The sequence below is a fragment of the Flavonifractor sp. An91 genome, assembly GCF_002159225.1.
GTDB lineage: Bacteria > Bacillota > Clostridia > Oscillospirales > Oscillospiraceae > Flavonifractor > Flavonifractor avicola.
Map to the genome: position 1 here is coordinate 92,308 of NZ_NFHA01000006.1, position 17,835 is coordinate 110,142.

At 61.8% G+C, this 17,835-nt stretch carries 18 protein-coding genes and 1 other annotated feature; of the genes, 5 read left to right on the top strand and 13 right to left on the bottom strand.

Going from position 1 to position 17,835, the window contains the following annotated elements; translation table 11 throughout:
* The first annotated feature begins 105 nt into the window (after positions 1 to 105).
* Positions 106 to 1,914, top strand: a complete 1,809-nt coding sequence (lepA, locus tag B5G42_RS05605) for a translation elongation factor 4 (RefSeq protein WP_087267639.1) — start codon at positions 106 to 108, stop codon at positions 1,912 to 1,914.
* Between the two features lie 325 nt (positions 1,915 to 2,239).
* On the opposite strand, the gene gpr is transcribed toward lepA, so the two are convergent.
* Positions 2,240 to 3,142, bottom strand: coding sequence for a GPR endopeptidase (gene gpr / locus B5G42_RS05610; protein WP_087267641.1), 903 nt, complete (start codon positions 3,140 to 3,142; stop codon positions 2,240 to 2,242).
* A 198-nt stretch (positions 3,143 to 3,340) separates the two neighbouring features.
* Here gpr and rpsT point away from each other — a divergent pair, with 198 nt between their 5' ends.
* Together rpsT and B5G42_RS05620 are read left to right on the top strand one after the other, a co-directional pair.
* The gene (gene rpsT / locus B5G42_RS05615; RefSeq protein ID WP_087187261.1) at positions 3,341 to 3,604 is read left to right on the top strand and encodes a 30S ribosomal protein S20; all 264 of its coding nucleotides are present in this window, start codon (positions 3,341 to 3,343) and stop codon (positions 3,602 to 3,604) included.
* A gap of 135 nt (positions 3,605 to 3,739) precedes the next feature.
* Positions 3,740 to 4,609 carry a YihY/virulence factor BrkB family protein gene (locus B5G42_RS05620; protein WP_087267643.1) on the top strand — a complete coding sequence of 290 codons (870 nt, stop codon included), beginning with the start codon at positions 3,740 to 3,742 and terminating at the stop codon, positions 4,607 to 4,609.
* A gap of 30 nt (positions 4,610 to 4,639) precedes the next feature.
* Here the strand turns inward: B5G42_RS05620 and B5G42_RS05625 are convergent, their stop codons facing one another.
* Both B5G42_RS05625 and B5G42_RS05630 read right to left on the bottom strand, forming a co-directional pair.
* The gene (locus tag B5G42_RS05625) at positions 4,640 to 5,380 is read right to left on the bottom strand and encodes a type III pantothenate kinase (RefSeq protein WP_087267646.1); all 741 of its coding nucleotides are present in this window, start codon (positions 5,378 to 5,380) and stop codon (positions 4,640 to 4,642) included.
* 1 nt (position 5,381) lies between these two features.
* Complete coding sequence (locus B5G42_RS05630) at positions 5,382 to 6,074, bottom strand: ECF transporter S component (protein WP_087267649.1); 693 nt, start codon at positions 6,072 to 6,074, stop codon at positions 5,382 to 5,384.
* A 254-nt stretch (positions 6,075 to 6,328) separates the two neighbouring features.
* Here B5G42_RS05630 and coaBC point away from each other — a divergent pair, with 254 nt between their 5' ends.
* Both coaBC and B5G42_RS05640 read left to right on the top strand, forming a co-directional pair.
* Positions 6,329 to 7,528, top strand: a complete 1,200-nt coding sequence (gene coaBC, locus B5G42_RS05635; RefSeq protein WP_087267652.1) for a bifunctional phosphopantothenoylcysteine decarboxylase/phosphopantothenate--cysteine ligase CoaBC — start codon at positions 6,329 to 6,331, stop codon at positions 7,526 to 7,528.
* 55 nt (positions 7,529 to 7,583) lie between these two features.
* Positions 7,584 to 7,785 (top strand) — a binding site (T-box leader).
* A 127-nt stretch (positions 7,786 to 7,912) separates the two neighbouring features.
* Entirely contained in the window at positions 7,913 to 9,349 is a 1,437-nt protein-coding gene (locus B5G42_RS05640; protein WP_087267655.1) for a glycine--tRNA ligase, read from the top strand.
* A 53-nt stretch (positions 9,350 to 9,402) separates the two neighbouring features.
* On the opposite strand, the gene bilS is transcribed toward B5G42_RS05640, so the two are convergent.
* The 10 genes from bilS to B5G42_RS05690 form a co-directional block, all read right to left on the bottom strand.
* The gene (bilS, locus tag B5G42_RS05645) at positions 9,403 to 9,909 is read right to left on the bottom strand and encodes a flavodoxin family protein BilS (RefSeq protein ID WP_087267658.1); all 507 of its coding nucleotides are present in this window, start codon (positions 9,907 to 9,909) and stop codon (positions 9,403 to 9,405) included.
* Positions 9,910 to 9,999: 90 nt separating this feature from the next.
* Complete coding sequence (rnhA, locus tag B5G42_RS05650; protein ID WP_087267661.1) at positions 10,000 to 10,437, bottom strand: ribonuclease HI; 438 nt, start codon at positions 10,435 to 10,437, stop codon at positions 10,000 to 10,002.
* A gap of 10 nt (positions 10,438 to 10,447) precedes the next feature.
* The gene (locus B5G42_RS05655) at positions 10,448 to 10,822 is read right to left on the bottom strand and encodes an SHOCT domain-containing protein (RefSeq protein ID WP_087267664.1); all 375 of its coding nucleotides are present in this window, start codon (positions 10,820 to 10,822) and stop codon (positions 10,448 to 10,450) included.
* Between the two features lie 3 nt (positions 10,823 to 10,825).
* Positions 10,826 to 13,333, bottom strand: coding sequence for a DNA gyrase subunit A (gene gyrA, locus B5G42_RS05660; protein WP_087267669.1), 2,508 nt, complete (start codon positions 13,331 to 13,333; stop codon positions 10,826 to 10,828).
* Between the two features lie 109 nt (positions 13,334 to 13,442).
* The gene (gene gyrB / locus B5G42_RS05665; protein ID WP_087267672.1) at positions 13,443 to 15,392 is read right to left on the bottom strand and encodes a DNA topoisomerase (ATP-hydrolyzing) subunit B; all 1,950 of its coding nucleotides are present in this window, start codon (positions 15,390 to 15,392) and stop codon (positions 13,443 to 13,445) included.
* A gap of 68 nt (positions 15,393 to 15,460) precedes the next feature.
* Positions 15,461 to 15,724 carry an extracellular matrix regulator RemB gene (locus tag B5G42_RS05670; protein WP_087267675.1) on the bottom strand — a complete coding sequence of 88 codons (264 nt, stop codon included), beginning with the start codon at positions 15,722 to 15,724 and terminating at the stop codon, positions 15,461 to 15,463.
* A complete protein-coding gene (locus B5G42_RS05675) occupies positions 15,725 to 16,036 on the bottom strand; it encodes a Tat pathway signal protein (RefSeq protein ID WP_087267679.1) in 312 nt (103 codons plus the stop codon).
* A 40-nt stretch (positions 16,037 to 16,076) separates the two neighbouring features.
* A complete protein-coding gene (recF, locus tag B5G42_RS05680) occupies positions 16,077 to 17,183 on the bottom strand; it encodes a DNA replication/repair protein RecF (RefSeq protein ID WP_087267681.1) in 1,107 nt (368 codons plus the stop codon).
* Positions 17,180 to 17,392 carry an RNA-binding S4 domain-containing protein gene (locus B5G42_RS05685; RefSeq protein ID WP_087187244.1) on the bottom strand — a complete coding sequence of 71 codons (213 nt, stop codon included), beginning with the start codon at positions 17,390 to 17,392 and terminating at the stop codon, positions 17,180 to 17,182. The genes recF and B5G42_RS05685 overlap by 4 nt, the downstream gene beginning before the upstream one ends.
* The gene (locus B5G42_RS05690; protein WP_087267685.1) at positions 17,389 to 17,829 is read right to left on the bottom strand and encodes an acyl-CoA thioesterase; all 441 of its coding nucleotides are present in this window, start codon (positions 17,827 to 17,829) and stop codon (positions 17,389 to 17,391) included. Before B5G42_RS05690 ends, B5G42_RS05685 begins: the two co-directional genes overlap by 4 nt.
* Positions 17,830 to 17,835 lie beyond the last annotated feature (6 nt).

Here is a 17,835-nt window from a genome sequence, read left to right on the forward strand (position 1 = left end):
TTCCCCTGACGGGCAAAGCTCACTCATTCCGTTGCTCGTCCTCTCCAAATCAAACCCGCTGCGCTGGGCTTTGATTTGGTTCATCCCCCAACTGGAGGTTTGTCTATGACTGATCAATCCAAGATTCGTAACTTCTCGATCATTGCTCACATCGACCACGGCAAGTCCACCCTGTCCGACCGGCTGATCGAGCAGTGCAACGCCGTGACCGCCCGGGAGATGGAGTCCCAGCTGCTGGACAACATGGACCTGGAGAAGGAGCGGGGCATTACCATCAAGGCCCGGGCCGTCAAGCTCAACTACGCCGCCGAGGACGGCAACACCTACGAGCTCAACCTCATCGACACCCCCGGCCATGTGGACTTCAACTACGAGGTGTCCCGGTCCCTGGCCGCCTGCGAGGGCGCCATTCTGGTGGTGGACGCCGCCCAGGGCATTGAGGCCCAGACCCTGGCCAACACCTACCTGGCCATGGAGCACGACCTGGAGATCCTGCCGGTGGTCAACAAGATCGACCTGCCCGCCGCCGACCCCCAGCGGGTGAAGGACGAGATCGAGAATATCATCGGCATCCCCGCTCAGGACGCCCCCGAGATCTCCGCCAAGGTGGGCATCAATATCCCCGCCGTGCTGGAGGACATCGTGAAGAACGTCCCCGCCCCCAAGGGGGACCCCAATGCCCCCTTGAAGGCCCTCATCTTCGACAGCCAGTACGACGCCTACCGGGGCGTCATCGTCTACTTCCGGGTGATGGAAGGCACCATCAAGACCGGCATGAACGTGAAGCTGATGGCCTCCGGCGCCACTTATCAGGTGCTGGAGTGCGGCCACCTGCTGCCCCTGGGCATGGAGAGCTGCAAAGAGCTCATCGCCGGCGAGGTGGGCTACTTCACCGCCTCCATCAAGAACGTGAAGGACACCCAGGTGGGCGACACCATCACCGGGGCGGAGGCCCCGGCGGCGGAGCCTCTGCCCGGCTACCGCCCCGCCCGGGCCATGGTGTACTGCGGCATCTACACCGAGGACGGCTCCAAGTACCCCGACCTGCGGGACGCCCTGGAGAAGCTCCAGCTCAACGACGCCTCCCTGTCCTTCGAGCCGGAATCCTCCGTGGCTCTGGGCTTCGGCTTCCGCTGCGGCTTTTTGGGGATGCTCCACATGGAGATCATCCAGGAGCGGCTGGAGCGGGAGTTTGACTTGGATCTCATTACCACCCTGCCCTCCGTCATTTACCGCATCACCAAGACCGACGGCAGCGTGGTCATGGTGGATAACCCCCACAACTACCCCGATCCCGCCGTCATTGAAATGGCGGAGGAGCCCTACGCCAAGGTGTCCATCGTCTCTCCCCCCGACTATGTGGGCAACATCATGCCCATGTGCCAGGAGCGCCGGGGCGAGTATAAGGATATGCAGTATCTGGACACCAATCTGGTGGAGCTCCACTACTCCATGCCTCTGGGCGAGATCATCTACGATTTCTTCGACACCCTGAAGGCCCGCACCAAGGGCTACGCCTCTCTGGACTATGAGATGGACCGGTACGAGCCCTCCGAGCTGGTGAAGGTGGATATGCTCCTCAACGGCGACCAGGTGGACGCTCTCTCCTTTATCGCCCACAAGGACAAGGCCTATCCCCGTGCCCGCCGGCTGTGCGAGAAGCTGAAGGAGAACATTCCCCGTCAGCTCTTTGAGGTCCCGGTCCAGGCCGCCATCGGCGGCAAGGTCATTGCCCGGGAAACCGTGAAGGCCATGCGGAAGGACGTGCTGGCCAAGTGCTACGGCGGCGACATCACCCGAAAGAAGAAGCTGCTGGAGAAGCAGAAAGAGGGCAAGAAGAAGATGCGCTCTCTGGGTACGGTGCAAATTCCCACAGAGGCGTTCATGGCTGTGCTTAAGCTGGACGAGGAGTAAACGAAAAGCATCTTCTTGTTGCCCTCCGGGGCCCCGCAAGGCGGGGCGGCGCTGTGCGCCGTACAAGCGTTTTGGGGCAACGTCCCAAAACCTTGGCGCAGGCGGAATTCACTTCCGCCGAGCATATGAAATAAAATGGGGTCCCCACAAAGAGCAAGCTCTTTGTGGGGCGGGCAAGAAGAAGATGCGCTCTCTTGGTACGGTACAGATTCCCACAGAGGCGTTCATGGCTGTGCTTAAATTGGACGAAGAGTAAACGAAAAGACCTGCCGCGAAATTGCGGCAGGTCTTTTTTACGGGCGAACACAAGGGTCGCCCCTACGGGTCAGCTCAAAAACAGCTCCACATCCTCCACCGTCAGGCCGGTCTGGAGGGCCAGGTTGATGCCGAACCCCACCACCTTGGCCAGGTCGGTGACCCGGGCGTCAATGTCTCTGGGGGTGACCATCAGCCCCTCCCCCGCCCCCCGGAGGGCCTGGGGGTCCAGATGGGCCTGGCCCGCCTCAGCCAGCAAGTCGGCGGCCAGGGTGGCCCCGTCCACCACCGTGGGCACCCCCACGGCAATAACGGGCACCCCCAGGCTGGCCCGGTCCAGAGCCGCCCGGGCGTTGCCCACCCCGGAGCCGGGGGTGATACCGGTGTCGGCCAGCTGGACGGTGGTACACACCCGGCTCAGGCTGCGGGAGGCCAGGGCGTCCACCGCAATGACGCAGGAGGGGCGGATCTTCTCGGTCACCGCCCGCACCAGTTCCCCGCTCTCCACGCCGGTGGTGCCCAGCACTCCCGCCGCCAGAGCGGCCACCGGCCGGAAGGAGCCGAAGTGCTCCGGCACCTGCTCCACCAGATGGCGGGTGACCATGGTGTGGTCGGCGGCGGCGGGTCCGATGTTGTCCGGGGTGATAGCCCGGTTGCCCAGCCCCACCACCAGGGCAGGGGCCCCTTCCGGCAGCTTGAGCAGAGCGGACAGCTCCGCCGCCACCGCCCGGACCGCCCGGCCAAAGGCGTCCTCCTCCCGGCGGACCAGAGCGGACAGGTCCACCGTCACGTAGGTGCCCACCGGCTTGCCGATGGCCTTTGCCCCCCGGTCGTCCAACACTTTGACTGTGGTCACCGGGTAGCCCTCCCGGGTGGATTCCTCCTGAGTCACGCCGGGCAGCTCCCCGGTATTTCCCCCCTCCCGCCACAGCTGGGCGGCCTCCAGCGCCAGATCCGTCCGTCTTTGTTCCATATGCGTCCTCCTGTACACCCCAAGATATGGTGTTTTGTATGCTGCTTGCCTCTATTTTTTGCGGAGAGCGGCCCCATATACAAAAAAAGTGAAAAAACCTAAAAAAACTGTTGCAATTTCTCTTGCTTCCTGCTAGAATGTAAAAATGCACAGGCAAACTATGTGTATTTACTATCGTCATCGGAGGAGGTGTTTGGTTTGCCGAATATTAAATCTGCCAAGAAGCGTGTCCTGGTGAACGAGACCAAGGCCATGCAGAACAAGGCCGCGAAGTCCGCTCTCAAGACCGACATCAAGAAGTTTGAGGCTGCGCTGGCTGAAGGCAACCGCAGCGAGGCCGAGGGCGCTTACAAGGTGGCCGTTAAGGCGGTCGACAAGGCCGTGGTTCATGGTCTGCTGCACCGGAACAACGCTGCGCACAAGAAGAGCGCCATGACCATCAAGCTGAACAAGCTGGCCTAATCTGTGGTCAACATGAAACCGCCTGCCATGCAGGCGGTTTTTTGCTGCCCAAACGGGACCGGCCGGTCTCTCCCCTTGCATTATCTTCCATTTTATGGTATATCTAAAAGGAACCTGTGTCCGGGAGGTGGGCCCATGCCCAAAGAGCTGCTGAAAAAGAAGCCGGTGAAATTTGCGCTGGAGATGGTGGACATTTATTTCTCCAAGCACATCTCCCGCTCGGCGGCGGAGCTGGCCTACTTTCTCATCCTGTCCTTTTTCCCGCTGCTCATCTGCATCAATGCTTTTATCAGCCTGCTGCCGGTGGATCTGGAGGAGGTGCTGGCTGCCGCCTCCCCCCTGCTGCCCAGGGCGGCCCGGGATATTCTGATGGAGTATGTGGGCTATATCACCACCAATCAGTCTCCCGGCCTGCTCATTGCAGGGGTTTTCATGACGGTGTTCTTTGCCTCGGCGGCCTTCCGGGCCCTGATGAACATTATGGAGGAGATCTATGGCCGTAAGGGCTACCGGGGCCTGCGGCAGGTGATTGCCAGCGTGCTCTTTGCCCTGCTGCTGCTGGTCACCATCTTCCTCTCTTTAGTGGTGCTTCTCACCGGCGGCTGGCTCTTCCAGGCGGCAGAGCGGCTGCTCCATCTGGATACCAACTCCCTGCCCTGGGACTGGCAGTGGATGCGCTTTCTGCTCCTCTTTCTGCTGGTATTTCTCTTCGTGATGCTGGTGTATCGGGTGGCCGCCCCCCAGGGCAAACCACGCCCGCCGGTGATGACCGGGGCCTTTCTGACCGCGGTGGTGCTCTCCGTCTTTTCCATCCTGTTTTCCTGGTTCATCGGCCTGTCCTCCCGGTACTCCCTGGTGTACGGGTCCCTGGCCTCCATCATTATCATGCTGGTGTGGCTCTACCTGTGCGGCAATATCCTCATCATTGGCAACATCTTCAACTGCGTGTGGTACAAGCACAAAAAGCTGAAGCTGCTGAAAGATCTGAAAAAAGAAGAGAAATAAAAAAGCACGCTGCATCAGCAGCGTGCTTTTTTATCGGTTATTTTGTTTCCAGATCTCTGCTAACCCCAGGAAGGTCAGGTGGGGTTCCCAGGCGGTAGCGATGGAGAGCAGAGGGCGTACCAGAGTGCTGTTGCCGCCGGTGAGCACCACCGTCAGGGGACCCAGCTCCTCCTCCAGACGCCTGACAATGCCCTCGATGGCCCCGGCGGCCCCGTAGAGGGCGCCGTACTTCATGCAGGACACGGTGTCTGTCCCCAGCAGCCCCTCCGGCGTGGACAGGGTGATGGGGGGCAGCTGAGCGGCCCGGGCGGACAGGGCCTCCAGGGACAGGGCCAGGCCGGGCAGGATCATGCCGCCCCGGAAGAGGCCGCCCTTGTCCACCACCGACAGGGTGGTGGCGGTGCCCATGTCAAAGACGGCCACCGGGGGGGTATACCGGGCCAGAGCGGCCACGCAGTCCACCACCCGGTCCATGCCCAGGTTGGCGGTATCGTAGCCGCTGAGATCCAGACCGGTGTGGGTGGTTTTGTCCACCACCAGGACAGGCTTTCCGGTGATGGCGTTCAGCCCCTCCCCCACCGGGCCGGTAAGGGCGGGTACCACCGAGGAGAGAACGGCCCCTTGGGCCTCCACCCTCTCCAGCAGATCTTGGAGAGATGCGGTCCAGTCCAGAGCGGGGTCACTGGGCAGCTTTTTTACAAAGGCCACCCGATCCCCCCGCAGGCCGGCGATGGCAACGGTGGTGTTGCCGATGTCAACCGTCAGCAGCATCTCAGGCAGGCTGCTCCACGGCGGTGGAAACCTTCTTCTCCAGCTTGAGAGCGCGCACCATGGGCACGCACACCGCGGGGGTAATGACGGCAGCCACAATGGCCTCAGGCACGCCGTTGGCGGCCACAATGCCCAGGATGAAGCCCAGCACCGCGTCGGCGGGGATGCCCTGGGCGGCGGCATAGGCCTCGGTGAAGATGACGCCGATGGAGCCCATGACCAGGGCGGTGTTGGTGAGCGCGCCCACAATACCGGCGATCACCATGCCAACCGTCTGGATACCGGCGTTGGACTTGCGGAAGAGGGTCTTAATGAGGGTGTACACCAGCCAGGGGGTGACGCCCACCAGGATACGGGGCACAAAGCAGATGAACAGGGCCCAGGGGCTGCCCCGGTCCAGGCCGGGCACGGGAATGAAGGGGGAAAACACAAAGGAGGAAAGACCGGGTACCAGCGTATTTTTGATCATGCTGGACAGACCGAACATTCCTCCCAGGAACGCGCCCTTCTTGGGCCCCAACAGAATGGAACCGATGATGACCGGCACATGGAGAATGGTGGCCTTGATCACAGGCAGGTCGATAAGACCCAGGGGTGTAAAGGTGAGCAAAAAGATGATGCCGGTAAACATCGCCAGAATGGCCATACCCTGCACCTGCTTGCTCCGCTGAGACCGGGTGAGCGCTTTTTTCATATTCAATTACCTCCAGCTGCCGTTCCTCTTAAGAGGATACAGCGCATATTTTGGGTGACTGACCACCGATGGGCTGGGACCTGCCGTCTCCTGAGAGTACAGCGGTCCCCGACGGGGACAGCCGCAGATATTATAGCGGTTTTATCCCCAAAATGCAATGGGAATGTGGAAAACTTACTTTGTGTCTGCTATAATTGAGGGACACATCACGGCGGCGGAAGGCCGTCCCTACAGATCATAAGGAGCTTCTTGCTATGCAGTTAAAAGGAAAAACCGTGCTGCTGGGGGTCACCGGCGGCATCGCCTGCTACAAATCCGCCAACCTGGCCTCCGCCCTGGTGAAGCAGGGGGCCAACGTCCAGGTGCTCATGACCAAAAATGCCACCGAGTTCATCGGTCCCCACACCTTTGAGTCCCTCACCGGCAACCGGGTGAGCGTGGACACCTTCGACCGCAACTATCAGTTCCAGGTGGAGCACATCGCCCTGGCCGATCAGGCCGACCTGGTGCTGGTGGCCCCCGCCACCGCCAACGTGCTGGCCAAGCTGGCCCACGGCCTGGCCGACGATATGCTCACCACCACTATTCTGGCCTGCAACTGCCCCAAGATCGCCGCTCCCGCCATGAACACCAAAATGTACGAGAACCCTGTCACCCAGGACAATCTGGACATTTTGAGAAAATACGGCTGGGAGATCGTGGAGCCCGCCAGCGGCCGTCTGGCCTGCGGGGCCGTGGGCAAGGGCAAGATGCCCGAGCCGGAGGACCTGCTGGAGACTGTTCTCCACGCCCTGAGCCACGAGAAGGACATGACCGGCCTCAAGGTGCTGGTCACCGCCGGTCCCACCCGGGAGGCTCTGGACCCGGTGCGCTATCTCACCAACCACTCCACCGGCAAGATGGGCTACGCCATTGCCAAAGCCGCCGCCGCCCGGGGGGCCCAGGTCACCCTGGTATCCGGGCCGGTGAACCTGAAAAAGCCCCCCTACATGGAGGTGGTGGACATTGTGTCCGCCCAGGATATGTTTGACGCGGTGACCAGCCGTGCCCCCGACCAGGATATCATCATCAAGGCCGCCGCCGTGGCCGACTACCGCCCGGCTTCCGTGGCGGAGGACAAGATCAAGAAGAGCGGCAATGATTCCGACCTCTCCCTCCCCCTGGCCCGCACCAGCGACATCCTGGCCTGGCTGGGGGAACACCGGGTGCCTGGTCAGTTCCTGTGCGGCTTCTCCATGGAGACCCGTGACATGGTGGAAAATTCCAAAAAGAAGCTGGAGAAAAAGCACATCGACCTCATCGCCGCCAACAACCTGAAGCAGGCGGGTGCAGGCTTCGGGGTGGATACCAACGTGCTCACCCTCATCGCCGCCGACGGGGCCAAGGAGCTGCCCCTCATGAGCAAGGAGGAGGCCGCCCACGCCCTGCTGGACGAAATTATGAGCCGCCGGTGAGGATTCCCCCCTTTTTGCCTTGACGGTAGGGGGAAAAAATGATAGAATAGCCCGCGATAAGGCAGTGATCGGGAAGAGTACCCCCATGTTTCCGCACCAGAGAGGAGCCGGACGGTGCAAGGCTCCGGCGGAGGTGGAGGGAAGGCGCCCGTGAGCCGCGGGGAGGCAATGCCCCGCCGGTCCCCCGCCGTTACCGGGTTCGAGTGCGGACAACTTGTCCGAATTCAGGTGGTACCACGGATTTTTCCGCCCTGAGCTTAGGCTCAGGGCGGTTTTTTCTTAGCCTTCCCCTGGGGGAAGGTGCCCCAGTGCGCACACTGGGGCGGATGAGGGAAACGGTACCATATATGTATAAATTACAAACAAAAGGAGTTTGATTGTACCATGAAAAACACCGAAAAGACCATGGAGCAGATCGTCACCCTGTGTAAGGGCCGGGGCTTCATCTTCTCCGGCTCCGAGATCTACGGCGGCCTGGCCAACACCTGGGACTACGGCCCTCTGGGTGTGGAGCTGAAAAACAACGTGAAGAAGGCCTGGTGGAAGAAGTTCGTCCAGGAGAACCCCTACAACGTGGGTCTGGACGCCGCCATCCTGATGAATCCCCAGACCTGGGTGGCCTCCGGCCATCTGGGCGGCTTCTCCGATCCTCTGATGGACTGTAAGGAGTGTAAGGAGCGCTTCCGCGCCGACAAGCTCATCGAGGACTGGTGCGCTGAGAACAGCGTGGAGCTGCCCAAGCCCATCGACGCCTTCTCCCAGGAGGAGATGAAGAACTTCATCGAGGAGAACAACATCCCCTGCCCCACCTGCGGCAAGCACAACTTCACCGACATCCGTCAGTTCAACCTGATGTTCAAGACCTTCCAGGGCGTCACCGAGGACGCCAAGAACACCGTGTACCTGCGGCCTGAGACCGCCCAGGGCATCTTCGTCAACTTCCAGAACATCCAGCGCACCACCCGCAAGAAGCTGCCCTTCGGCGTGTGCCAGGTGGGCAAGTCCTTCCGCAACGAGATCACCCCCGGCAACTTCACCTTCCGCACCCGTGAGTTCGAGCAGATGGAGCTGGAGTTCTTCTGCAAGCCGGGCACCGACATGGAGTGGTTCCAGTACTGGCGCTCCTTCTGCAAGGAGTGGCTGCTGAGCCTGGGTATGCAGGAGGAGAACCTGCGGCTGCGTGACCACAGCCCCGAGGAGCTGTGCTTCTACTCCAAGGGCACCACCGACTTCGAGTTCCTCTTCCCCTTCGGCTGGGGCGAGCTGTGGGGCGTGGCCGACCGTACCGACTACGACCTGACCCAGCATCAGAACGTCTCCGGCAAGGACATGACCTACTTCGACCAGGAGACCGGCGAGCACTATATCCCCTATGTGGTGGAGCCCTCCCTGGGCGCCGACCGCGTGACCCTGGCCTTCCTGGTGGACGCCTTCGACCAGGAGGTGGTGGGCCAGGACAAGAAGGGCAACGACGACATCCGCACCGTGCTGCGCCTCCACCCCGCTCTGGCCCCCTTCAAGTGCGCCGTGCTGCCCCTGAGCAAGAAGGAAGTGCTGGCCGGCCCCGCCCAGCAGCTGCGTGATGAGCTGGCCCGCGACTTCATGGTGGACTACGACGACGCCGGCTCCATCGGCAAGCGCTATCGCCGCCAGGACGAGATCGGCACCCCCTTCTGCATCACCCTGGACTTCCAGACCGTGGGCGACGAGAACACCCCCGCCGACAACTGCGTCACCATCCGTGAGCGCGACTCCATGGAGCAGGTGCGCATTCCCATGGACCAGGTCAAGGCTTATATTGCCGAGCGCGTGAAGTTCTAATTTCCATCAAAAAAATCCCTGTTGCTAACGCAACAGGGATTTTTTCTTACTTTTTATGCCTTCATGGCCTCCCGGGCGAAGTCGGCGGCCTGGTCCAGATCACTCTGGTCCGGGTGGGTCAGGGCCAGGTCAAAGGCCTGGATCATGGATTTCAGCTTGGCGTTGTCCGGGTCGGCCTTCAGCTGGGCCTCGTACCGGTCCTTCACCGTCTGGGGCATCTTGCCGGTGCAGAAGAAGCTGCTCACCACCTGGTTGCCCTTGGGGACCTCCGCCTTGAAGCGGTCGGACAAAGAGGCGAAGTACAGCTCGGAGATGCCGAAACCGGCGGTGCCGAAGATGGCCACCCGCTTGCCGTACAGGCTATGTAAAAATTCCTGCATAGCCGGAGTGAGGGTACCCTTGTCGGTCCAGGACCCGGCAAAGACCAGCTCCGCCTGGTCCACGTTCTGGGGCGGCGGGCCGAAGGCCACAATGTCGTGGCCCTCACAGGCCTCCCGGATGGCCTGAGCCACCTGGGCGGTGTTGCCGGTCTGGCTGTCAAATACAATGGCGATTTTCATAGGTCCTCCTTTGGACAATGGACGGGCCGATGTGGGCAGAAGGTGAATTGCCCCAAAGGGGCAAGAGAAGCCACCCTGGGGTGTCGGCCCCTACTTATACTTCCGGCTTTCGGTCACCGCCAGCTCATCGCAGCGGTTGTTGTACGGGTTATCAGCGTGGCCTTTGACCCAGTGGAGGTGGACGGTGTGGTAGTCGCACAGGTCCAGCAGGGTGGCCCACAGATCCGGGTTGAGGGCGGGCTTCTTGTCCCCCTTCACCCAGCCTCGGGCCTTCCAGCCCCGGGCCCAGCCCTTTTCCAGGGCGTCAATGACGTACTTGGAGTCGGAGTAGAGCTCCACGATGCAGGGCTCCTTCAGGGCCTTCAGGGCAGTGATGACGCCGGTAAGCTCCATACGGTTGTTGGTGGTATGGGCCTCCCCGCCGGAGAGTTCCTTTTTGAACTCCCCATATTGCAGAATGGCCCCCCACCCGCCGGGGCCGGGATTGCCCGAGCAGGCCCCGTCGGTGTAAATGGTAACTGTTTTCATAGTTCTCCTATTACAGCTCCTTCAAAATCTCCTGCCGCTTCTGCTCATACTCCTCGGTGGTAATGAGCCGGCGGTCATAGAGGGACTGGAGCTGCTCCAGCCGCTGCTCCGGGGTGCCCTTGGGGTTGTCCACCGACACCCCCTCCTCCTCGATGCGGATCTCGGGGCCGATATACTTCTTGCCGAAGGCAGAATAGAAGTTGGTACCGGCGATGACAGCGGCAAGGATGGTCCAAAAGATGCCGAAGATGAGGCCAAAGCCCCCCACCATGGCAAACTGGGGAATGACGACGAACAGGCCGATGAGCACAAAGACACAGCCCACCACGCCCCCCGCCACCGAGCCGGTCTTACTGGGACGGTAAGTTACCCGTTTTCTGGACATGGCTTATTCCTCCCCTTCGGTGGCGCCGGTGTCCTCCTCTTCTTCCTCGTGGTCGGTACGGGCGAAGGAGATGACCTTCACGCCCTCCTCCAGGTTCATGATCTTGACGCCCTGGGCGGTACGGCCGTAGGTGGAGATGCCGGACACCGCCATGCGGATGATGACGCCGGCGTCGTTGATGACCAGCACGTCGTCGTTGTCGCTGACCACCTTGACCCCCACCACGGGGCCGGTCTTCTCAGTGACGTTGTAGCCCTTCAGGCCGTAGCCGCCTCTCTTCTGGGGACCGTCGGCACGGATATACTCGTCCATCTCGGTGCGCTTGCCGTAGCCGTTCTCAGTGATCATAAGCACCTGATGGTCGTACTTGGCCCGGGCGGCGCCTACCACGAAGTCGCCCTCCCGCAGGCTGATGCCCCGGACGCCGCAGGCGTCACGGCCCATGCAGCGCACGTCGGTTTCCTTGAAGCAGATGGCCATGCCGTCGTGGGTGACGATGAGGATGGCCTGCTCCCCGTCGGTCTCCCGGACGGTGATGAGCTCGTCTCCCTCCTCCAGGGTGATGCAGCGGATGCCCGCCTTCCGGGCGGTGTGGATGGAGGAGAGCTGAATCCGCTTGACAGTGCCCGCCCGGGTGACCATCACCAGATACCGGTCCTCGGGGAACTCCCGCAGGTGGATCATGGCGGTGACCTTCTCGTCCTGCTCGATGGGCAGCACGTTCACCAGGTTGGTACCCTTGGCGGTGCGGCCGGCCTCGGGGATCTGATAGCCCTTCTTCCGGTGGACCCGGCCCTTATTGGTGAAGAAGAGGATGTAGTCGTGGGTGGAGGCGGTAAACACCGTATCCACATAGTCCTCCTCCTTGGTGGCCATGGCAGTAATGCCCTTGCCGCCCCGGCGCTGGGTACGGTAAGTGGAGGCGGGGGTGCGCTTGATGTAGCCCCCGTCGGTGAGGGTGAACACGCACTCCTCCTCCTCGATGAGGTCCTCGATGTCGATCTCGTCCTCCACGTCCTGGATCTCGGTGACCCGGTCGTCGCCGTACTTGTCCCGAATGGCGGACAGCTCGTCCTTCAGCACGCCCCGCAGCATCTCCTCGGAGCCCAGCAGCTGCTGGAAGTAGGCGATGCGCGCTTCCAGCTCCTTGTACTCGGCCTCCAGCTTCTCCCGGTCCAGGCCCTGGAGAGCTTTCAGGCGCATATCCAGAATGGCCTGGGCCTGCACGTCGTCCAGGCCGAACCGGTTCATCAGGTTCTCCCTGGCGTTGTCGTAGCTGGAGCGGATGATGCGGATGACCTCGTCGATGTTGTCCTGGGCAATGAGCAGACCTTCCAGCAGGTGGGCCCGCTCCTGGGCCTTCTTCAGGTCGTACTTGGTGCGGCGGATGATGATCTCCTCCTGGAAGGCGATGTACTCGTCCAGGATGTGCCGCAGGGACAGGATCTTGGGCTGGGACTGGTCGTCCACCAGAGCCAGCATATTGATGGCGAAGGTGGTTTGCAGCTGGGTCTGGGCAAACAGGCGGTTGAGCACCACCTGGGGGTTGGCGTCCCGCTTGAGCTCAATGACCACCCGCATACCGTTGCGGTCGGACTCGTCCCGGATGTCGGAGATGCCCTCCAGACGCTTGTCCTCCACCTGGTCGGCCATATTCTTAATGAGCTGGCGCTTGTTGACCTGGTAGGGGATCTCGGTGACGATGATGCGGGTACGGTTCTGGCCGAACTCCTCAAACTCGGTGCGGGCCCGGACGCACACCCGGCCCCGGCCGGTGGCGTAGGCGGCCCGGATGCCGGAGCGGCCCATGATGATGCCCTTGGTGGGGAAATCGGGGCCCTTCACGTGCTCCATCAGGTCGGCCAGGGTGGCCTCCGGATTGTCCAGCACGCAGATGGTGGCATTGATGACCTCCCGCAGGTTGTGGGGCGGGATGTTGGTGGCCATGCCCACGGCGATGCCCGCCGAGCCGTTGACCAGCAGGTTGGGGAACCGGGAGGGGAGCACACGGGGCTCCTTCCGGCTCTCGTCGAAGTTGGGGTCCCAGTTCACCGTGTCCTTCTCGATGTCCCGGAGCATCTCGTCCGAAATCTTGGACATCCGGGCCTCGGTGTAACGGTAGGCGGCCGGGGGATCGCCATCGATGGAACCGAAGTTGCCATGGCCGTCCACCAGGGGATAGCGCATGGAGAAGTCCTGGGCCAGACGAACCAGGGCGTCGTACACGCTGGCGTCGCCGTGGGGATGGTACCGGCCCAGCACATCGCCCACGCAGGTGGCGGACTTCTTGAAGGGCTTGTCGGCGGTCAGGTTGTCCTCGTACATGGCGTACAGGATACGCCGGTGGACGGGCTTCAGGCCGTCCCGCACGTCGGGCAGGGCCCGGCCCTTGATGACGCTCATGGCGTACTCAATATAGGACTGCTCCATCTCCTTCACCAGAGGTGAAGTGACGATGGTCTGGTCCGGATACCGGATCTCCTCCGGATCGTACTGTGGCTTTTTGCTCATGCTGTTGCCTCTCAATCTTTATGATAGGGTGGTTCACGGCGGGCGGCCGCAAGGGCCGCCCCTACGTCAGGGCCGTGTAGGGGCGACCTTTATGGTCGCCCGACCTCCCTTAATAATCCAAATTCACCGCGTACTTGGCGTTGCGCTCGATGAACTCCTTCCGGGGCTCCACCTTCTCGCCCATGAGGACGGTGAAGGTCTGGTCGGCCAGCACGGCGTCGTCCAGCTCGATGCGCTTGAGGGTGCGCCGCTCCGGGTCCATGGTGGTCTCCCACAGCTCGTGGGGGTTCATCTCGCCCAGGCCCTTATACCGGGAGATATCCACCTTGGCGTTGGGGTTGTCCCCCCGGAGCTCGGCGGACACCTGGTCCCGCTCCTCATCGGAGAAGGCCACCCGGGTGGTCTTGCCCCGGGTCAGCTTGTACAGCGGAGGTACGGCGGCATAGACGTAGCCGTGCTCGATGAGGGGCCGCATGAAGCGGAAGAAGAAGGTCAGCAGCAGGGTGCGGATGTGGGAGCCGTCCACATCGGCATCGGCCATGATGATGATCTTGTGATAGCGCAGCTTGTCCAGGTCGAAGTCGTCCCCGATGCCGGCGCCCAGGGCGGTGATGACGGGGGTCAGCTTGTCGTTGCCGTACACCTTGTCGGCCCGGGCCTTCTCCACGTTGAGCATCTTGCCCCACAGGGGGAGGATGGCCTGGAAGCGGCTGTCCCGGCCCTGGGTGGCCGAGCCGCCTGCGGAGTCGCCCTCCACGATGTAGAGCTCGGTGAGCTCGGGGTTGACCTCGTTGCAGTCCCGCAGCTTGTCGGGCATGGCGGCGCCGCCCAGGGCGGTCTTGCGGCGGATGGACTCTCTGGCCTTCCGGGCGGCCTCACGGGCCCGGTTGGCCATGAGGGCCTTCTCCAGAATGGCCTTGCCCACGGCGGGGTTCTCCTCCAGGTACTCGGACAGCTTCTCGGTGACGATGTTGTTCACCAGGGTACGGATGGAGGCGTTGCCCAGCTTGGCTTTGGTCTGGCCCTCGAACTGGGCCTCGGTGAGCTTGACGGAGATGACGCAGGCGATGCCCTCCCGGCAGTCCTCGCCGGACACCTTGTCCTCGTCCTTGAGGATCTTCATTTTTTTGCCGTAGTTGTTGAGCACGGTGGTGAGGGCACGCTTAAAGCCCTCCTCGTGCATACCGCCTTCGGGGGTGTGGACGTTGTTGGCGAAGGAGACGATGGTCTCGTTGTAGCCGTCGTTGTACTGGAAGGCCACCTCCGCCATGGAGTCCTCCTTCTGCCCCGCCATATAGATCACGTCGGGGTGGATGGGGTCCTTGGAGCGGTTGATGTAGGACACGAACTCCCGGATACCGCCGGCGTAGTGCATGGTGTCGCTCTGCTCCCTGCCGGGGCGGTTGTCGATGGTGTGGATCTTCAGGCCGGCGTTGAGGAAGGCCTCCTCCCGCATCCGGGTGTGGAGGGTCTCGTAGTTATACTCGGTGACCTCGAACATCTCGGGGTCGGGCTTGAACACCACCTCGGTGCCGTGGCGGTCAGTGTCCCCCACCACCTGCATGGGCTGGGTCACCTTGCCCCGGGAGAACTTCATCTCGTAGATCTTGCCCTCCTTGTGGACCCGGACCTCCAGCCACTCGGACAGGGCGTTGACCACGCTGGCACCCACGCCGTGGAGGCCGCCGGACACCTTGTAGCCGCCGCCGCCGAACTTACCGCCGGCGTGCAGGATGGTGAACACCACCTCCAGGGCGGGCAGGCCGGTCTGGGGCTGGATGTCCACGGGGATACCGCGGCCGTTGTCCACCACGGTGATGATGTCGCCCTCCCCAATGGCGACGGTGATCTCATCACAGTAACCGGCAAGGGCCTCGTCGATGGAGTTGTCCACGATCTCATACACCAGGTGATGCAGGCCGGACTCGCTGGTGGAGCCGATATACATACCGGGGCGCTTGCGGACGGCCTCCAGACCCTCCAGCACCTGGATCTCGGAGCCGCCGTACTCATGCTCCACCTGGGTGGTGTTCAGTTCCAATTCTAACTCGTCAGACATAATAACCTCCGCTAGATTAACCATAGGTTGGGTATGGCTCTGTGAGAGCGGCCATACCCCAAATTTTTTTATTCAAAACTGTTGTTCTCCGCCCGGCGCAGCAGGGTGGCGGCGGAGAGCTGGCACAGGTAGATCACCGGCGGCCCCTCCCGCCGGGCGCACAACACAAAAGAGCGGGGCAAATCGTCGGACACGTTGACCAGCCGCCCCTCCTTTTCCGCCCGCTCCAGAAAGGACCGGGTCAGGTGGGAGGAGGAGGTGTTGTCCAGATCGAAGAGCCCCACCACGTCTCCAAAGGGCACCACCACGTTCTGACCGATGTGCAGATACATCTACTTGCCCTCCTTCTTGTCCCGGACGATTTTGGGCTTCCACAGCCAGCGGTACAGCTTCCAGCCCAGAAAGAGCCCCACAAAAAAGCCCAGGGCGGGCAGGCCGGGAATGAAGAGCAGCTGGGTCACCGGGGAGGTATCCGCCTCCCACAGGTTGAGCCGGTGGACCACAATGGCGGCTGTCACCAGAACGGCAGCCACCGGAGGAATCAGCTTCCACAGCTTGCTTCCCTTCCGGGTAAACTGGCACACCAGAAATTCCAGCAGAAAGCCCCCCACCAGGGGGACCAGGGCAAGGATCAAAAGTATCATAGTGTTCTCCTGAATCTGATCTGTATCACGGGCCGGTTTGTCATCCCACCAGTACGCCGTTGTGAATGTGGAAGGTCTTGCCCTCCCCCAGCCGGTCCAGGCTCATTTCCTCGCAACAGGTGATAAAGACTTGACCGCCGGTAATCCGCTTCAAAACGAACTCCTGCCGCCGGTGGTCCAGCTCGGACAGTACGTCGTCCAGCAGCAGCACCGGCCACTCCCCGGTCTCCTGGAAGAAAATTTCCCGGGAAGCCAGCTTGAGGGACAATGCCGCCGTCCGGGTCTGGCCCTGGGAGGCGAAGGTTTTGGCGCTCACCCCGTCCAGTTCCACCACCAAATCGTCCTTGTGGGGCCCCGACAGGCACTGCCGGGCCTCCAGCTCCGCCTTCCGGTGGGAGTCCTGATGTTTCAGCAGCTGCTCCAGCAGAGTACGGGTAGGGGCCAATGGATCATCGATGGTGCTCACCGTCTGGTAGCTCAGCCCCAGCTCCTCCCGTCCGCCGGAGAAATTCCGGTGGATGGGAGGCGTCACCTCCCGGAGCCGCTTGATGAAGTAGGCCCGGTAGTGGATGAGCATGGCCCCGGTCTGGGCCATGCGCAGATTGAACTCGTCCAGAGTGTCCAGCAGCGAGGGATGCTCCTCCCAGTCCCGCAGAATCCGGGTCTTATGTTCATAAAGACGCCGGTATTCCGCCAAAGCCTCGGCATAGCGGGGCCGCAGCTGACAGATGCAGTCGTCCAGGAACCGGCGGCGCACCGCGGCCCCCTCCCGGATGAGCCACAGGTCCTCCGGGCAGAAGAGCACCGTGTTGAGTACCCCCGCCAGCTCCCCGGCGGTCTTTAATTTCACGCCGTTGGAGAAGAGCTGCCGCCGCACCCCCCGGCCCAGCTTGGCCTCCAGGGTGAAGTCCCGCCCCCGGGAAAAGACCTCCGCCTTCACAAAGGCGTGGTCCACCCCCATCTGGATCAGCTCCCGGTCGTACCGGGCCCGGTGGGAGGAGGCGGTGGACAGGTAGGCGATGCCCTCCAGCAGGTTGGTCTTGCCCTGGGCGTTCTCCCCCCAGATCACATTGACGTTGGGAGAAAAGCTCCCCTCAAAGTGAAGATAATTGCGAAAAAAGTCCAGGCAGACCGACTTTACGATCATAAAACTTCTACGCGCAGGTCATCCAGGGTGACCACGTCGCCGGGGCGCAGCTTCTTGCCCCGCATGGTGCACACCTCGCCGTTGACCTGGACCTCTCCGTCCTGGATGCGCTCCTTGGCCTCCCCGCCGGTCTCCACCAGACCCTCAAATTTCAGCAGGGATTCCAGTTTGATAAATTCCGTTGTGATTTTGGACTGAATGGTCTTCATACTTCTGAATTTCTCCCTTCTTCGTGCAGGGATTGCAGCAGTTCCCACAGGTCGGGCAGGGCCTTTTTCAGGGCCACCGGCCGGGCCTTGGCCCGGTCATAGAAGAAGTGGCCGGAGGTACCCTCCGCCCGCAGCTCCCCGGTGTCGGCGTTGACCATCTTGTAGGACAGCTGCATTTTGGCGGGAGACAGGGACTCCACCGCCATGTGGATGGCTACCGTCTCCCCAAACCGGGTCATGGAACAGTACTTGCAGCTCACGTCGGTAACGGCAAAGTCGATGCCCACGTCCACCGCTCTGTGGTAGCTCCAGCCGATCTGGTCCATAAAGTCGGTACGGGCCTCCTCCATCCAAAGGATATAATTTCCATGGTGGACGATGCTCATGCCGTCGGTCTCATAAAATTGAACCTTATGCAGGTAAGGATGCAGTTCCAAGGTGTT